The 13,261-nt window shown below is 71.8% G+C and carries 14 protein-coding genes; 8 read left to right on the plus strand and 6 right to left on the minus strand.

Features of this window, described 5'->3' with window-relative positions; genetic code table 11:
• Positions 1 to 80: 80 nt before the first annotated feature.
• A complete protein-coding gene (locus tag ACGFIB_RS20665) occupies positions 81 to 959 on the minus strand; it encodes a hypothetical protein (protein WP_393374024.1) in 879 nt (292 codons plus the stop codon).
• Positions 956 to 1,516: an RNA polymerase sigma factor gene (locus ACGFIB_RS20670; protein WP_393374026.1), complete on the minus strand. Its 561-nt coding sequence runs from the start codon at positions 1,514 to 1,516 to the stop codon at positions 956 to 958. The genes ACGFIB_RS20665 and ACGFIB_RS20670 overlap by 4 nt, the downstream gene beginning before the upstream one ends.
• 128 nt (positions 1,517 to 1,644) lie before the next feature.
• On the opposite strand from ACGFIB_RS20670, the gene ACGFIB_RS20675 reads away from it, so the two are divergent.
• Together ACGFIB_RS20675 and ACGFIB_RS20680 are read left to right on the plus strand one after the other, a co-directional pair.
• A complete protein-coding gene (locus ACGFIB_RS20675) occupies positions 1,645 to 2,289 on the plus strand; it encodes a class I SAM-dependent methyltransferase (RefSeq protein WP_393374028.1) in 645 nt (214 codons plus the stop codon).
• Positions 2,286 to 2,837 (plus strand): TrmH family RNA methyltransferase, encoded by a 552-nt coding sequence (locus ACGFIB_RS20680; RefSeq protein ID WP_393374031.1) that lies wholly within the window; start codon positions 2,286 to 2,288, stop codon positions 2,835 to 2,837. Before ACGFIB_RS20675 ends, ACGFIB_RS20680 begins: the two co-directional genes overlap by 4 nt.
• A gap of 124 nt (positions 2,838 to 2,961) precedes the next feature.
• On the opposite strand, the gene ACGFIB_RS20685 is transcribed toward ACGFIB_RS20680, so the two are convergent.
• Entirely contained in the window at positions 2,962 to 3,525 is a 564-nt protein-coding gene (locus ACGFIB_RS20685; protein ID WP_191050329.1) for an EF-hand domain-containing protein, read from the minus strand.
• Between the two features lie 75 nt (positions 3,526 to 3,600).
• Between ACGFIB_RS20685 and ACGFIB_RS20690 the strand changes: the two genes are divergently transcribed.
• From ACGFIB_RS20690 to ACGFIB_RS20715, 6 genes are all read left to right on the plus strand, one after another.
• Positions 3,601 to 4,662 (plus strand): SDR family oxidoreductase, encoded by a 1,062-nt coding sequence (locus ACGFIB_RS20690; RefSeq protein ID WP_393374034.1) that lies wholly within the window; start codon positions 3,601 to 3,603, stop codon positions 4,660 to 4,662.
• Positions 4,659 to 6,329: a fatty acyl-AMP ligase gene (locus ACGFIB_RS20695; RefSeq protein WP_393374037.1), complete on the plus strand. Its 1,671-nt coding sequence runs from the start codon at positions 4,659 to 4,661 to the stop codon at positions 6,327 to 6,329. The genes ACGFIB_RS20690 and ACGFIB_RS20695 overlap by 4 nt, the downstream gene beginning before the upstream one ends.
• Positions 6,326 to 6,631: an acyl carrier protein gene (locus ACGFIB_RS20700; protein ID WP_393374040.1), complete on the plus strand. Its 306-nt coding sequence runs from the start codon at positions 6,326 to 6,328 to the stop codon at positions 6,629 to 6,631. The genes ACGFIB_RS20695 and ACGFIB_RS20700 overlap by 4 nt, the downstream gene beginning before the upstream one ends.
• Positions 6,632 to 6,688: 57 nt before the next feature.
• Positions 6,689 to 7,486 (plus strand): glycerophosphodiester phosphodiesterase, encoded by a 798-nt coding sequence (locus ACGFIB_RS20705; RefSeq protein ID WP_142574830.1) that lies wholly within the window; start codon positions 6,689 to 6,691, stop codon positions 7,484 to 7,486.
• Between the two features lie 117 nt (positions 7,487 to 7,603).
• Positions 7,604 to 8,953: an MFS transporter gene (locus ACGFIB_RS20710; RefSeq protein ID WP_142574829.1), complete on the plus strand. Its 1,350-nt coding sequence runs from the start codon at positions 7,604 to 7,606 to the stop codon at positions 8,951 to 8,953.
• A 125-nt stretch (positions 8,954 to 9,078) separates the two neighbouring features.
• Positions 9,079 to 9,423 carry an RNA polymerase-binding protein RbpA gene (locus ACGFIB_RS20715; protein ID WP_142574828.1) on the plus strand — a complete coding sequence of 115 codons (345 nt, stop codon included), beginning with the start codon at positions 9,079 to 9,081 and terminating at the stop codon, positions 9,421 to 9,423.
• A 116-nt stretch (positions 9,424 to 9,539) separates the two neighbouring features.
• On the opposite strand, the gene ACGFIB_RS20720 is transcribed toward ACGFIB_RS20715, so the two are convergent.
• The 3 genes from ACGFIB_RS20720 to ACGFIB_RS20730 all read right to left on the minus strand — a co-directional run bounded on the left by ACGFIB_RS20720 (position 9,540) and on the right by ACGFIB_RS20730 (position 13,229).
• Positions 9,540 to 10,427, minus strand: coding sequence for a universal stress protein (locus ACGFIB_RS20720; protein ID WP_393374044.1), 888 nt, complete (start codon positions 10,425 to 10,427; stop codon positions 9,540 to 9,542).
• Positions 10,428 to 10,494: 67 nt separating this feature from the next.
• Positions 10,495 to 12,657: an MMPL family transporter gene (locus tag ACGFIB_RS20725; RefSeq protein ID WP_393374047.1), complete on the minus strand. Its 2,163-nt coding sequence runs from the start codon at positions 12,655 to 12,657 to the stop codon at positions 10,495 to 10,497.
• Positions 12,658 to 12,680: 23 nt separating this feature from the next.
• Positions 12,681 to 13,229, minus strand: coding sequence for a TetR/AcrR family transcriptional regulator (locus ACGFIB_RS20730; protein ID WP_393374050.1), 549 nt, complete (start codon positions 13,227 to 13,229; stop codon positions 12,681 to 12,683).
• Positions 13,230 to 13,261: the final 32 nt, after the last annotated feature.

Genomic DNA, 13,261 nt, shown 5'->3' on the forward strand with positions numbered 1-13,261 from the left:
GGCAGGGCGGCGCTCGCACGCGACAGCCGGGCATGACTGTGGGCATGGCTGGGGGCATGGGTCTCAGGGACGCCGGGGTCTCAGGGACCGTCGGGGCAGAAGGCGTCCGTGGGGCGCGGCTGGGGGTTCGGAGTGGGGTTGACCAGCACGAGCGCCTGCCCGTCGGCCACCATCACCCCTCCGTGGACGTACCAGCCGGCGGGGGCGGTCGGCCTCGGCCCCTTGGTGATGTAGGAAGTGAACTCCGCCCGCAGGCCGCGCTCCCGGAGCAGTGGCAGGACCTGTGCGACGGTCTTGTTGACGTAGTCCACGCAGTGGAAGGGCTGGCCCTCCAGGTCGAAGGACTCCAGGATTCCGTAGCGCTCCCCCGCCCGTGCGGCGCGGCCGAGGTACACGGTCGCGTGCCCCCGGAACCGGACCGGGATGCGAAAGCCGATGGGGCAGCCGCCGAAGCGGGCGCACTCGCCGGGTTTCTCGATCGCGGTGATGGCGCTGCGGTCCGTGGTGCCGTCGAGGTAGAACACCTGCCCGGCCGAGGCGGGCGAGACCGGCACGAGGCGCACCTCCACGTCCAGGCCGCGTTCGCGCAGTTCGCGCTGGTACATCGCGGGAGCGGCGAAAAGGTCCCGCACCTTGACGACGTAGTGGTCACCCTCCGGCCTGATGTCGAGCGCGGCGGAGGCGGGTGCGGGGCCGAGACCGGCCGCCCCGGGCACGAGCCAGCCCACGGCGAGCAGAACGGCGGTGAGCGAGACGATCGCGGGAACCAGCCGACGGCTGCGCAGGATGGTCCCGGCGGCCCCGGTGACCGCTGCCCTCACACGGCGCCGGTCCGCCGGAACCGGGCCGGAGACGATCTCCTCCAGCAGGTCCAGGGCGGCCGGCGTCATCCCCGGGCCGGGGGCAGGAGCGATGCCGGCGACGAGCCGGTGCAGGTCATCGCGGTCGTAGGTCATCATGCCTCTCCTCGCGCCATTGCGGGCATCCGGACGCCGTACCGGGCCACGTCCACTCCCGCGCGGGTCAGCTCCTTGGTCAGTCGCTTGCGGGCCCGGTGCAGCCGGAGGCGGGCGGCTCCGCGCGAGCAGCCCAGCACGGTGGCGATCTCCGCCGATCCCAGCCCCTCCCAGCTCACCAGCGCCAGCACCTCACGGTCGTCGGGACCGAGGTGCCGGAACGCCGCACGTACGGCGTCGAGATCCTCGTGGTCCGGCGTCCGATCGCGGTCGTCCCCTTGGCCGAGTTCCGCGCCGAGCCGCTCCACGAGCGCGCTCCTGCGGGTCTCGGCCCTGCGCCCGTTGGCCAGCACCCTCCGGGCCACTCCGTACAGCCATAATCGGGCCGACGGGCCGGCCGGGACGTCGCCGATGCGGCGCCATGCGGTGGCGAAGGTCTCGGCGAGAGTGTCGGCCGCGTCCTCGGGGGACTCGGTGCGGCGGCGCACGTATCCGAGGAGATCCGCGTAGTGCGCCAGATAGATCTCCTCGAAACGACGCCTCAGGTCCGAGCGGGCCACCGATACTCCCCTTTCACCGCTTTCTCCGTCATCTCGTACGTGTCCGGAAGGCCGGAAGTGTTTCAGCCTGTCCCCGGTCCTCGCACGCGCGGAGATCACAGGTCCGCGGCGTTGGTACGTTTGGGCACGTGGCCCATTACTTCGAGGAGAGCCCACAGGCGGCCAGCCGGCCCGCTTCGGTCGCCCTGGTCCTCCCGGATCTGCACCTGCGGCTGGAGACCGACCGCGGGGTGTTCTCCCCCGAGCGGATCGACCCGGGAACCCGGGTGCTGCTGGAGACCGTGCCCCCGCCCCCGGCCGAGGGCGACCTGCTCGACCTCGGGTGCGGATACGGGCCCGTCGCGATGACGATGGCGTCGCGGGCGCCGAAGGCCACGGTGTGGGCCGTCGACGTCAACCGCCGCTCGGTGGAGCTCTGCGCGCGGAACGCCAAGAGCGCCGGCCTTGACAAAGTAAGGTCGGTTCATGTCGACGAGATGCCGGAGGACGTCAGGTTCCGGGCCATCTGGTCGAACCCGGCCATCCGGATCGGCAAGGCCGCGCTCCACGAGATGCTCACCCGGTGGCTCGGCCGGCTCACCCCCGACGGCAGCGCGTATCTGGTCGTGCAGAAGCATCTGGGCTCCGACTCGCTGCAGCGCTGGCTGAGCGACCAGGGCCTGCCCACCTCACGGCTGGCCTCCCGGTCCGCCTACCGTGTGCTGCGGGTCGACGCCCGCCCCGCCGAGATCCTGGAGCGAGACCTCCAGGAGCGAGAGAGCAAGGAGCGATGAGCACTCCCAACCCGCGCAGGCAGCTCAAGCCGACCGACGTCAAGCGGCTCAACCGCACCTGGCGCCGCAACACCGAGGGGCGTCTCGCGCTGATCCTCGAGTCGGTGACCGGCCCCTTCAACATCGGCTCGATCTTCCGTACGGCCGCCGCCTTCGGCGCGGAGACGATCTGGCTGGCCGGCAACGCCACCCCGCCCACCAACCCCAAGGCCCAGAAGACGGCACTCGGCACCGACCGGCTGGTCGACTGGCACGAGCCCGTCCCGGTGACCGAGGCCGTACGCGCGGCGAGGGAGGAGGGGTTCCGGGTGGTCGCCGTCGAGCTGACCGGCGACGCCGCCCCCCTGCACGAGGCCAAGCTCGACGGCGACGTCTGCCTGGTGCTCGGCAGCGAGGACCACGGCTGCTCCCCCGCCTGCCTGGAGGCGGCCGACTCGGTGGCCTACATCCCCCAGGTCGGCCGGGTGGGCTCGGTCAACGTGGCCATCGCCGCGGCCATCGCGATGGCGGAGAGCCGGCGGCAGGAATGGGCGCCGTCCCGCGGGTAGCCGCCCACTGAAACGATCAACGGGACCACACAGGGGCTCGCGGCGCGACCGCGCCGCGAGCCCCCTGCCCACACCGGCTCAGCCCACACCGGCTCAGCCCGCGCGGGGTCAGTTCTGCGTGGGGTCAGTTCTGCGTGGGGAGCGGGCCGAACAGCCAGTTGCCGTGGGACTCCGCGTCCGGGCTGCGGAAGAACTGCTCGTTGGCCATGTGCAGCTCCTGCCGGCTCAGTGAGCCGTTGCCGTCCAGGTCGAGACGCTCGAACGCGGCGGCGGCGTTCGCCTCCGACATGCGGAAGGCGCTCGCGGCCATCCGCAGGTACTCGGTCCGGGTGATCCTCCCGTCTCCGTCCGTGTCCATGAGGTCGTAGAAGGCGTCGGCGACCGGTGCGACGTGGGTGTGGTAGCCCGCCTCGGGCTGAGTGACGAACCGGTAGAACCCGGCCATGAACTCCTTCAGCTCGACGCGCTCGTCCCCGTCGGCGTCCATGGGCAGGGTGACCTCGTCCCACAGCCGCGCGTACCGGTCCCGGACCCGCTGCGACTGCGTGGAGCCCGGCGCGAACCCGAAGGCGTTGACCAGCCGGTCGGCCGAGGCGGTGTAGTCCATCTTGTCGATGGTCCCGTCGTCGTCCACGTCCAGAAGCGTGAACAGATGGGTCAGCTTGCGCTGCTGCAGGTCGTTGAGCATGGACCCCTCCCGAGTTCCGTTACCGTGAGCGACCGCGACTTTACCTTCCGCGACCACTTGTGGGAAGGTGCCGTGGTGCGGATTCACGTGATCGACGGGGCCAACGGCTTCGTGGCCTCTCATCTCATCGGCACACTGCTCGCCCAGGGCGACGAGGTGATCGCCCTCGCCCGCGCCTCCGCGGAGGTGGTGCGCCGCCGGGTCGCGGACGCGCTGGGCTGCCTCGGCCTCGACGAGTCCCCGGCGGGACGCCTCCGGGTGCGCGGGCTGGCGCTGGACGAGCCGGACCTCGGCCTTCCGGTAGCCGAGGTGTTCGCCGAGCCCTGCACCTACTGGCATGTCGCCGCGCTCGTCACCTTCTTCCCCCGCCGCGAGGAGGAACTCCTGGACGTGAACGTGACGGGATCGGCGAACACGCTGTCCGCCTACGAGCGGCACGCCCGGCCCGGCTCGCGTTACATCCTCGTCGGGACGGCCTATCAGTGCGGGCTCGACACCGAGGGCCCCGTGCCCGAGGACTGGCCGTCGCACGATCCGCCGGACCGGTTCCGCAACTTCTACGAATACTCCAAACGCCAGGCGGAGATCGCGCTGGCACGGTCGCGGTCCGTCCGCGAGGGCACCGCCCTGGTGGCCCGGCTCGGCGTGATGGTCGGGCACTCCCGCACGGGACGGGCGCTGACCGACTACGGTCTGTACGACTTCCTCCGCGTGATCGCCTTCTTCGCCCGGCGCACGCCCGGGGAGCGGGTCCGCATCCCCTGCCATCCGGACGCCAACCTCCACCTGACCCCCGTCGACACCACGGTCTCCCGGCTGGACTCGCTCGCCGCCGCGGACCGGGTTCGTCCGGTCTCCCACGTGGTGAACGGAGCCACCGTGCCGGTGCGCGACCTGTTCGACGTGATCAACGCCCACCTGCCGATCGAACTGGTTCCCGCCACGCTCGAAGAGATCCGCGACAGGCCGTTCAGCCGGTTCGAGGCGGTGGTCAACATGCGGGCCAAGTACACCGCGGTCTACTTCCGGCACCACTACGAATTCGCGTGGCGGGACGCGACGGCCCCGCCCGCCGTCACCCGCTCGACCCTCGACCGGCTGATCTCCTGGTACGTACGAGAGGGCCTGCCCGAATGACCGACTTCGTCGCACACATACGGGCCCGCCTCGCCGACGATCGGGAGTTCGTCTTCGTGCGGGACGACGGCAGCCCGGTCCGGCTCCCCTTCACCGAGCTGGACAGGCGGGCACGCGCCACCGCCGTGTGGCTCGCCGGACGCGGCCTGACCGATCAGCCGGTGCTGCTGCTCTACCCGGCGGGGCTCGACTTCACCGTCGCGTTCCTCGGCTGTCTCTACGCCCGGGTGCCGGCGATCCCCGCTCCCCTGCCGGACACGGGCGCGGCGCACGGGAGCCGCGTACGGACACTGATGCGGGACGCGGGCGCGCGGCTGGTCCTGACCGATTCCGGGCACGTGTCCGAGCTGTCCGCCTTTTCGGCCTGTGTGGCCGATCACGCCGCCGCCGATCCGGACGCCTGGACCCCGCCGGCCATGACCGGCGCCACCATCGCCTATCTGCAGTACACCTCCGGCTCCACGAGCGACCCGCGCGGAGTCGAGGTCTCGCACGGCAACCTGCTGCACAACCTGGAGCTCTTCCGGTTGCTCGCCCGGGACAGGCCGGTGCGGCGGCTGGCCGGGTGGCTGCCCCACTATCACGACATGGGCCTGGTCGGCCTCCAGTTGCAGGCGCTCCATACGGGCGCTGACCTGGTGTTCATGTCACCGGCCTCATTCGTCGCGCGGCCGGTGCGCTGGCTGGAGCTGATCAGCCGGTACGGCGCGGACTGGACGGTGTCGCCGGACTTCGGATACGCCTGGTGCACGCGCAGGATCACCGACGAGCAACTCGCCGGCCTCGACCTGTCCTCACTGACCATGGCCGTGAGCGGAGCCGAGCCGATCCGCGCCGACACGCTCGCCGAGTTCGAGCGGCGGTTCGCTCCCGCCGGCTTCCGCCCGACCGCCTGGAATCCCGGCTACGGCCTGGCCGAGTGCACCTTGATGGTCACCTGCGTGCCCCAGGGGCAGGGCGTGACCGTGCGGCGGTTCGACCCTTCCGCGCTGGAACGGCATCGGGCGGTCCCGGCGCCCGAGGGGACTCCCCTGGTCGCGTGCGGCCCGGTCTCCGGGCTCGACCTGCGGATCGTCGAACCGGACGGCTCGCGCTCCCTCGCCGACGGCGAGATCGGGGAGATCTGGGTCTCGGGCCCCAGCGTCGCCCTCGGCTACCGGGGCCGCCCGGCGGAGACCCGCGCGACCTTCCGATCCGGCGATTCCGCACAGCACGGGCGCTGGCTGCGCACCGGGGATCTGGGGTTCCTGCTCGACGGCCAGCTCTACGTGACGGGGCGGATCAAGGATGTGATCATCGTCAACGGCCGCAACCTCTATCCGCAGGACCTGGAGGAGGCGGCCGCGCGGGCCAACCCGGCCGCGGGGCGCAGCGCCGCCTTCGGCGTCCGCCGCGCGGACGGCGGGGAGCACGTCGTTGTGGTCCAAGAGATGCGGCGGGGACAGGGAGACCTCGGCGAGACGGCCGACCGCGTCATGGACCAGGTGACGCGGGAGTTCGGCATCCCGCTGAGCCTGATGCTGGTGGCCCGTGGCGCGGTGCGGCAGACCACCAGCGGCAAGCTTCGCCGCCGCCACATGCGGGAGCTGTTCCTCAGCGGAACCCTCAGCCCGCTGCACGCCGAGCTGGAACCCGCGCTCAACGACCTGCTGGAGACCGTCGCATGAACACCGCCTTCGGGCCCCACGACGACCTGCGCCGATGGCTGATCGAGCGGGTGGCCGTCTATGTCGGGCGGCCACCCGCGGAGATCGACCCGTCGGTCAAGCTCCGCTCCTACGGTCTGGACTCGATCCACGCGCTCAGTCTGAGCGTCGACGTGGAGGAGGCCGTCGGCCTCCTGGTCGAGCCGACCCTGGCCTGGGATCACCCCACGATCGACGACATCGCCGCCCACCTGGCCGGCCTCCTGGCGCGCGACCGGACCGGACAAGGAGCGTCGGACATGGATGACAAGGGACTCTTGTGACGCAAATGTTCATCTTGGTGCGCTGACTGTTTGGCCGGAACCCGGCATACTCCTCTCGTGCATCGCCGTTTCGCGTTCCTCGACCATCCCGGACCGCTCGCCTTCGCGCATCGAGGCGGGGCGGCGGAGGCTCGCGAGAACACCATGGCCGCCTTCTCCCGGGCGGTCGAGCTCGGTTACACCTATCTGGAGACCGACGCGCACGCGACCGCCGACGGCGTCCTGCTCGCGTTCCACGACCACACTCTCGACCGCGTCACCGACCGCACCGGCCGCATCTCCCGGCTGCCCTACCGCGAGGTGCGCAGCGCCAGGATCGGCGGCCGGCACGAGATCCCGCTGATGGAGGACCTGCTCGGCGCCTGGCCGGACGTGCGGCTCAACATCGACGTCAAGGAGAGCGCCGCCATCGCGCCACTGGCCCGGGCGATCCGCCGCACCCGCGCCTACGACCGCGTGTGCCTGACCTCCTTCTCCGACGCGCGGCTGGCCCGCGCCCGGCGCGCGATCGACCGGGAGGTCTGCTTCTCGCTCGGCCCGCGCGGCCTGGCCGCCCTGCGCACGGCCGCGATGGGAGGCGGGTACGGCAGGCTGCTGTCCGGGCTGGCCCGGTCGGGAGTGCCGTGCGCGCAGGCGCCGATCGGGTTCCGCGGCCTGCGGGTGACCACCCGCGCCCTCGTGCGGACCGCGCACGCGATCGGCATGCAGGTGCACGTGTGGACGGTGAACGACCCGGTGACGATGGCGCATCTGCTCGATCTCGGCGTCGACGGGATCATGACGGACAACATCAGCGGCCTGCGCGACGTGCTCAAGTCACGCGGGCAGTGGCACCCCCGCCCGGCCGAGCCGTGACTCCGGACCGTCACGCCCGGCCGGGAACGCCCCGCCGAAGCCGCTGAGCCTCTGCCCCCGCCGAACCCCTGCGAGCCCCGGGCCCCCGGCGACGCTCCACCCCCGTGAGGAGAGACCATGACCGCTCCCCAGGTCGTTCAGGAGGAGATCCCCGGCGCCCGGCGGCGCGAGCAACGCGGCTGGTACTGGTACGACTGGGCGGACTCGGCGTTCCAGACGACCGTCCTGACCGTCTTCCTCGGGCCGTACCTGACCTCGGTCGCCACGACGGCGGCGGGCGGCGAGGACGGCTTCGTGGCGTTCCTGGGCCTCGACCTGCGGCCGAAGGCGTACTTCACGGCACTGGTGACGATCTCGGTGCTGCTGCAGATCGTGATCATGCCGATCGTCGGCGCCCTGGCCGACCACACCGGCCGCAAGAAGCAGATTCTGGGGGCCTTCGCCTATGTGGGCGCGGCGGCCACGCTCGGCTTCTACCTCGTCTCCGGCGGCGGCTACCTGCTCGGCGGCGTGCTGTTCCTGGTCGCCAACGTGACCTTCGGCTCGGCGCGCGTGGTCTACGACTCCTTCCTGCCGCAGATCTCCGGCGCGGAGGAACGCGACGCGATCTCCAGCAGGGGCTGGGGCTTCGGCTACCTCGGCGGCGGCCTGCTGCTCGCGCTCAACCTGGTGCTCTACCTGTCCGGCGCGGTCGAGGAGGGCCTGGCGGTCCGCGTGAGCCTGGCGTCGGCCGGCCTGTGGTGGGGCGCGTTCACCCTGATCCCGATGCTGCGCCTGCGCAACCGGCGGGTGCCGGTCCACGAGGCGACCGCCGCCCGGGTCGCGGCCGGCAGCGTCCGCCAGCTCGGCCGGACCCTCATGGACCTGCGGCGCTATCCCCGCACGCTGCTGTTCCTCGCGGCCTACCTGATCTACAACGACGGCGTGCAGACGGTGATCGGGTTCTCCGCGACGTACGCCGACCAGGAGCTGGGGCTCAGTCAGACGCACCAGATCGGGGCGATCCTCATGGTGCAGTTCATCGCCGTCGGCGGCGCGCTCGGGCTCGCGTGGATCGCGGCCAGGATCGGGACCAAGCGCACGGTCCTGGCCAGCCTGGTCGTGTGGACGGTGGTGGTGGCGGTGGCCTACTTCCTGCAGAAGGGAGCGGCGGTCCAGTTCTACGCGATCGCCTTCGCCATCGCGATCGTCATGGGCGGCACGCAGGCGCTGTCGCGCTCGCTGTACTCTTTGGTGATCCCACCCGGCCGGGAGGCGGAGTATTTCAGCCTCTACCAGATCAGCGACAAGGGCTCGGCGTTCCTCGGCTCGCTGGTGCTCACGCTGGCGCTCCAGCTCACCGACAGCTACCGCACCGCGATCGTCTCGCTGATCGTGTTCTTCGTCATCGGGTTCGTACTGCTCACCGTTGTCAACCTGCCTCAGGCCATCCGTGAGGCGGGGAACGAGGTGCCCGACCACATCTGAGACCAGTGGGACGGAAAAAGCGCGATTGGATCAGGTCTCGGCTGGGAATCCACACACGGTATCAGGCGTTGTACGCGGTGGCGAACGAACCCCTCGAAGGCGGGGACCTCAGGAGGCTTAAAGACATGGGCGAGCGTGCACTTCGCGGTACCCGGCTCGGCGCGACCAGCTACGAGAACGACCGCAACACCGATCTGGCCCCGCGCCAGGAGGTGTCCTACACGTGTCCCAAGGGCCATCTCACCACCGTCCCGCTCGCCGTCGAGGCCGAGATTCCCACGACCTGGGAGTGCCGTCACTGCGGCAGCCCGGCGTTGCGGGTGGACGCGGAGCAGCCCCAGCAGAAGAAGGCGAAGCCCCCGCGGACCCACTGGGACATGCTGCTGGAGCGTCGCTCGATCGAGGACCTCGAAGAGGTGCTGAACGAGCGCCTCGCCATTCTGCGCGAGCAGCGGCGCAGGAGCGCGTAGGACGTCGGCAACGCCCCCGGCGGCCGGAAGGAAATTCCGGCCGCCGGGGGCGTTCCGCGTGTCCGGACTGATCTTCCGGGCTGTTCGATCCGGGCTGACTGCTCGATCCGGGCTGCTCAGCCCGGCGGCGCCGGCACGCGTACGACGACCATGGGGCACGTCGCGTGCTGGAGCATGGCCTGGCAGACCGATCCGAAGACCAGGCCGCGGAACTCGCCGGCCCCCTGGGAGCCGATGACGAGCAGGTCGGCGTTCGCCGACGCCTGCCCCAGCACGTCCACCGGGTGACCCCGGACGACCTCCTCGACGATCTTGACGTCGGGATAGCGCTCGCGCCGCCCGGCGAGAGCCTCCCTGACCATCCGCACCTCGGCCTTCTCGTCGTCGAAGTCGTCGGGGAGCGGCGCCAGGCCGCCGCCCGCATTCAGGGAACTGTAGGCGTGCACCACGCGCAGGGTCGTCCCGCGCAGCGCCGCCTCGGCGAAGGCGAAGTCGAGCACCTTGGCGCAGGCGGGCGATCCGTCGATGCCCACCACGATCTCCGGGCGCGGCGCCGAGGGCACCTCCCGCACGACGACCACGTCGCACGGGGCGTGACCGGCCACGCCGTAGGCGACCGAGCCGAGCAGCAGGCCGCGGAAGCCGCCGAGCCCGTGGTTGCCGACCACCAGGAGATCGGCGTCCACCGCCGCCTCGACGAGCGCCGGGCGCGGGTCGCCGGCCAGGATCGCGGTGTCGACCGGCACCCGGGGGGCCTGCGCGAGAACCCGCTCGGTGGCGGCGCCGAGCACGGCCGCGGCGCCGTCGCGCATCCACGCCGCGACCTTCGTGTACGCACCCTGCTGCGCGGTCGAGCACGCCCAGGCGGGGATGGCGTTGGCGATGCGCAGGGGGACGCCGCGCAGGCCGGCCTCCCTGGCCGCCCAGCAGGCGGCCTCCATGCCGGCGTCCGAGCCGTCGACACCCACGACGATCATGAGGCCCTCCTTCTCCGGTCCTTCCATCAGACCGCTCCCCACCGGGGCGTGCGAGCGCCGAAGGTCCCGCCGGAGCGGGACCTCCGGCCCCGGGTCACATCACGCCGGCCCGCTCCGGGGATTCGGCGGCGCCGGTGGTGAGGTGGTGGCGCAGGCGCTCACCCTCGACGTCCAGGTCGGGCAGCGCCCGGCCCAGGGCGCGGGGCAGCCACCAGGCGGCGCGGCCGAGCATGGACATCACGGCGGGGACGAGGGTCATGCGGACCACGAAGGCGTCGACGAGCACGCCGACGGCCAGCGCGAAGCCCATCGACTTGATGATCGGGTCGTTCATGAACACGAACCCGCCGAACACGGCCGTCATGATCAGCGCCGCGGCGGTGACGACCCGCGCGTTGTGCCCCATACCGTTGATCGTCGCCTGGCGGGGAGCGTCACCGCGCACGTAGTCCTCGCGCATCCGCGAGACCAGGAACACCTCGTAGTCCATGGCCAGGCCGAACAGGATGCCGATGAGCAGGATCGGCAGGAAGCTCACCAGCGGGCCCGGCACGTCCACGCCCAGCAGATCGGCCAGGTGGCCCTCCTGGAAGATCGCCACGGTGATGCCGAAAGTCGAGCCGACGGTGAGCAGAAAGCCCAGCGCCGCCTTGACCGGCACCAGGATCGAGCGGAAGACGAGCATGAGCAGCAGCACCGACAGGCCGACCACCAGCAGCAGGTACACCGGCATGGCGTCGGCGAGCTTGTCGGAGACGTCGATGCCCACGGCCGTCGCGCCGGTGACGGCGATCTCGGCGCCGCCGATCTTGGCGACCTTGGCGCGAATGGTGTGGACGGCGTCCTCGGTGGCCGCGGCGGTGGGCCCGGCCTTGGGGATGATGGTCAGCAGCGCGGTGGTGCCCGCGGCGTTGGGCTGCGGCGGAGCCACGGCCAGCACGCCGGGGGTCTGCTGGATCAGCTTGGCGGCCTCGCCGGCGGCGGCGGTCGTGGCCGCCGGGTCCGCGGCCGAGACCACGGCGATCAGGCGGGCGTTGAAGCCCTCGCCGAACCCCTCGCTGGTCAGGTCGTAGGCCTCGCGGGCGGGGGTGCCGGGAGCGGCGGTGCCGGCGTCGGGCAGGGCCAGCCGCAGGTCCTGGGCCGGCAGCGCGAGCGCGCCGAGGCCGAGGACCCCGGCCAGCAGGATCGGCACGCGCAGCCGGGTGACCACCCGTCCCCAGGTGTAGCCGAAGCCCCTGCCGCCCGCGCCCGCGCTCTCGCCGGTGCGCTGCTTGCGGGGCAGCACCCGGGCTCCGGCGTACGACAGGAAGGCGGGCAGCAGCGTGAGGGCGACCAGCACGGCGACGGCCACGGTGCCGGCGGCGGCCAGGCCCATCACGCTCAGGAACGGGATGCCGACCACCGACAGACCGGCGAGGGCGATGACCACGGTGGCCCCGGCGAACACCACCGCGGAGCCGGCCGTGCCGACCGCCCGGCCCGCGGCCTCCTCCGGCGCCACGCCCTCGGCCAGGAACTGGCGGTAGCGGGAGGTGATGAACAGCGAGTAGTCGATGCCCACGGCCAGGCCCAGCATCAGCGCCAGCACCGGCGTGACGGAGGTCAGCTCGACGACGCCGCTGAGCGCGAACAGGCCGCCCATGCCGGCCCCCACGCCGATCAGCGCGTTCAGCAGGGTCATGCCGGCGGCCACCAGCGAGCCGAAGGTGACGATCAGCACCACCGCGGCGATGACGACGCCGATCCCTTCGGACCCGCCCACCTCCGGCGCGGCGTTCAGGACCTCGCCGCCGTGCTCGACCCGCAGCCCCGCCACCGAGGAGCCGGCCTTCGTGTACGCCTCGCGCTGGGCCTCGGTGACGTCCTTCAGCGCGTCGGCGAACTGCACCTGTACCAGGGCGTAGCGGCCGTCCGCGGAGACGGCGCCGGACTTGAACGGATCCATGGCGGCCACGACGCCGGGGATGCCGGCGGCCTCCTTGACCACGGGCGCGACCGCGGCCGGGTCCAGCTTCCGGCCCTGCGGAGCGGCGACGACGATTGTGCCGGTGGCACCGCTGGCCTGCGGGAACTCCTTGGCGAGGGCGTCCAGCGCCCGCTGCGACTCGGTGCCGGGCATGGCGAACTTGTCGCCGGTCGGGCCGTGGAAGGCCGCGGCGGCCAGGCCCAGGACCACGAGCAGCAGCAGCCACACGGCGGCCACGCGCCCGCGTCTGCGGAAGGAGAACCGGCCCAGCCGGTACAGCAGGGTTGCCACAGCAGATCTCTTTCTTCGGGAGGTCAGTCGGTCTGCAGACCGAGCGTCCGCAACGCGCCGCGGGTCAGCTCCGCGCGCAGCGTCTCCTCGGGGAGCGTGAGCTCGCCGGCGCTGGTCAGGATGATCCCCAGCATCGCCATCCAGGCCCAGACCCGGGCCTGGGGGGCGGCCGAACCGCCGGACAGGGCGTCCGTCAGCCGTTCGGTGATGCCGTCCACGTCCGGCAGTTCCGGCCGGTTGATCAGCGCGTCGACGTCCTGCAGGAGGATCTTCACCTGCAGCCGGAAGCGCAGGGACAGATCGACGAGCCCGGCGACGGCGGCACGGGCGGCCTCCTCGCCGGCCAGTTCGGCGAGCCGCCCCTCCAGCGCGGCGAACTCCGGCCCGACGGGCGCCAGCAGCTCGGTCAAGATCGCGTCCTTGTTCGTGAAGTGGTAGAGCAAGGACGCCTTGGAGCAGCCCGCGTCCGTGGCGATGTCCTGCAGGGAGGTGCCGCGGAAGCCGTGGGCGGCGAACAGCCGCACGGCCGAGTCCAGGATGTCCGCGCGCATGGTGGTTGCGGAACGTGCCATACGGACACCTTAGCTGACCGATCGGCCAGCAT

Origin of the sequence: Microbispora bryophytorum (assembly GCF_043197435.1) — a bacterium.
Taxonomy (GTDB): domain Bacteria; phylum Actinomycetota; class Actinomycetes; order Streptosporangiales; family Streptosporangiaceae; genus Microbispora; species Microbispora bryophytorum.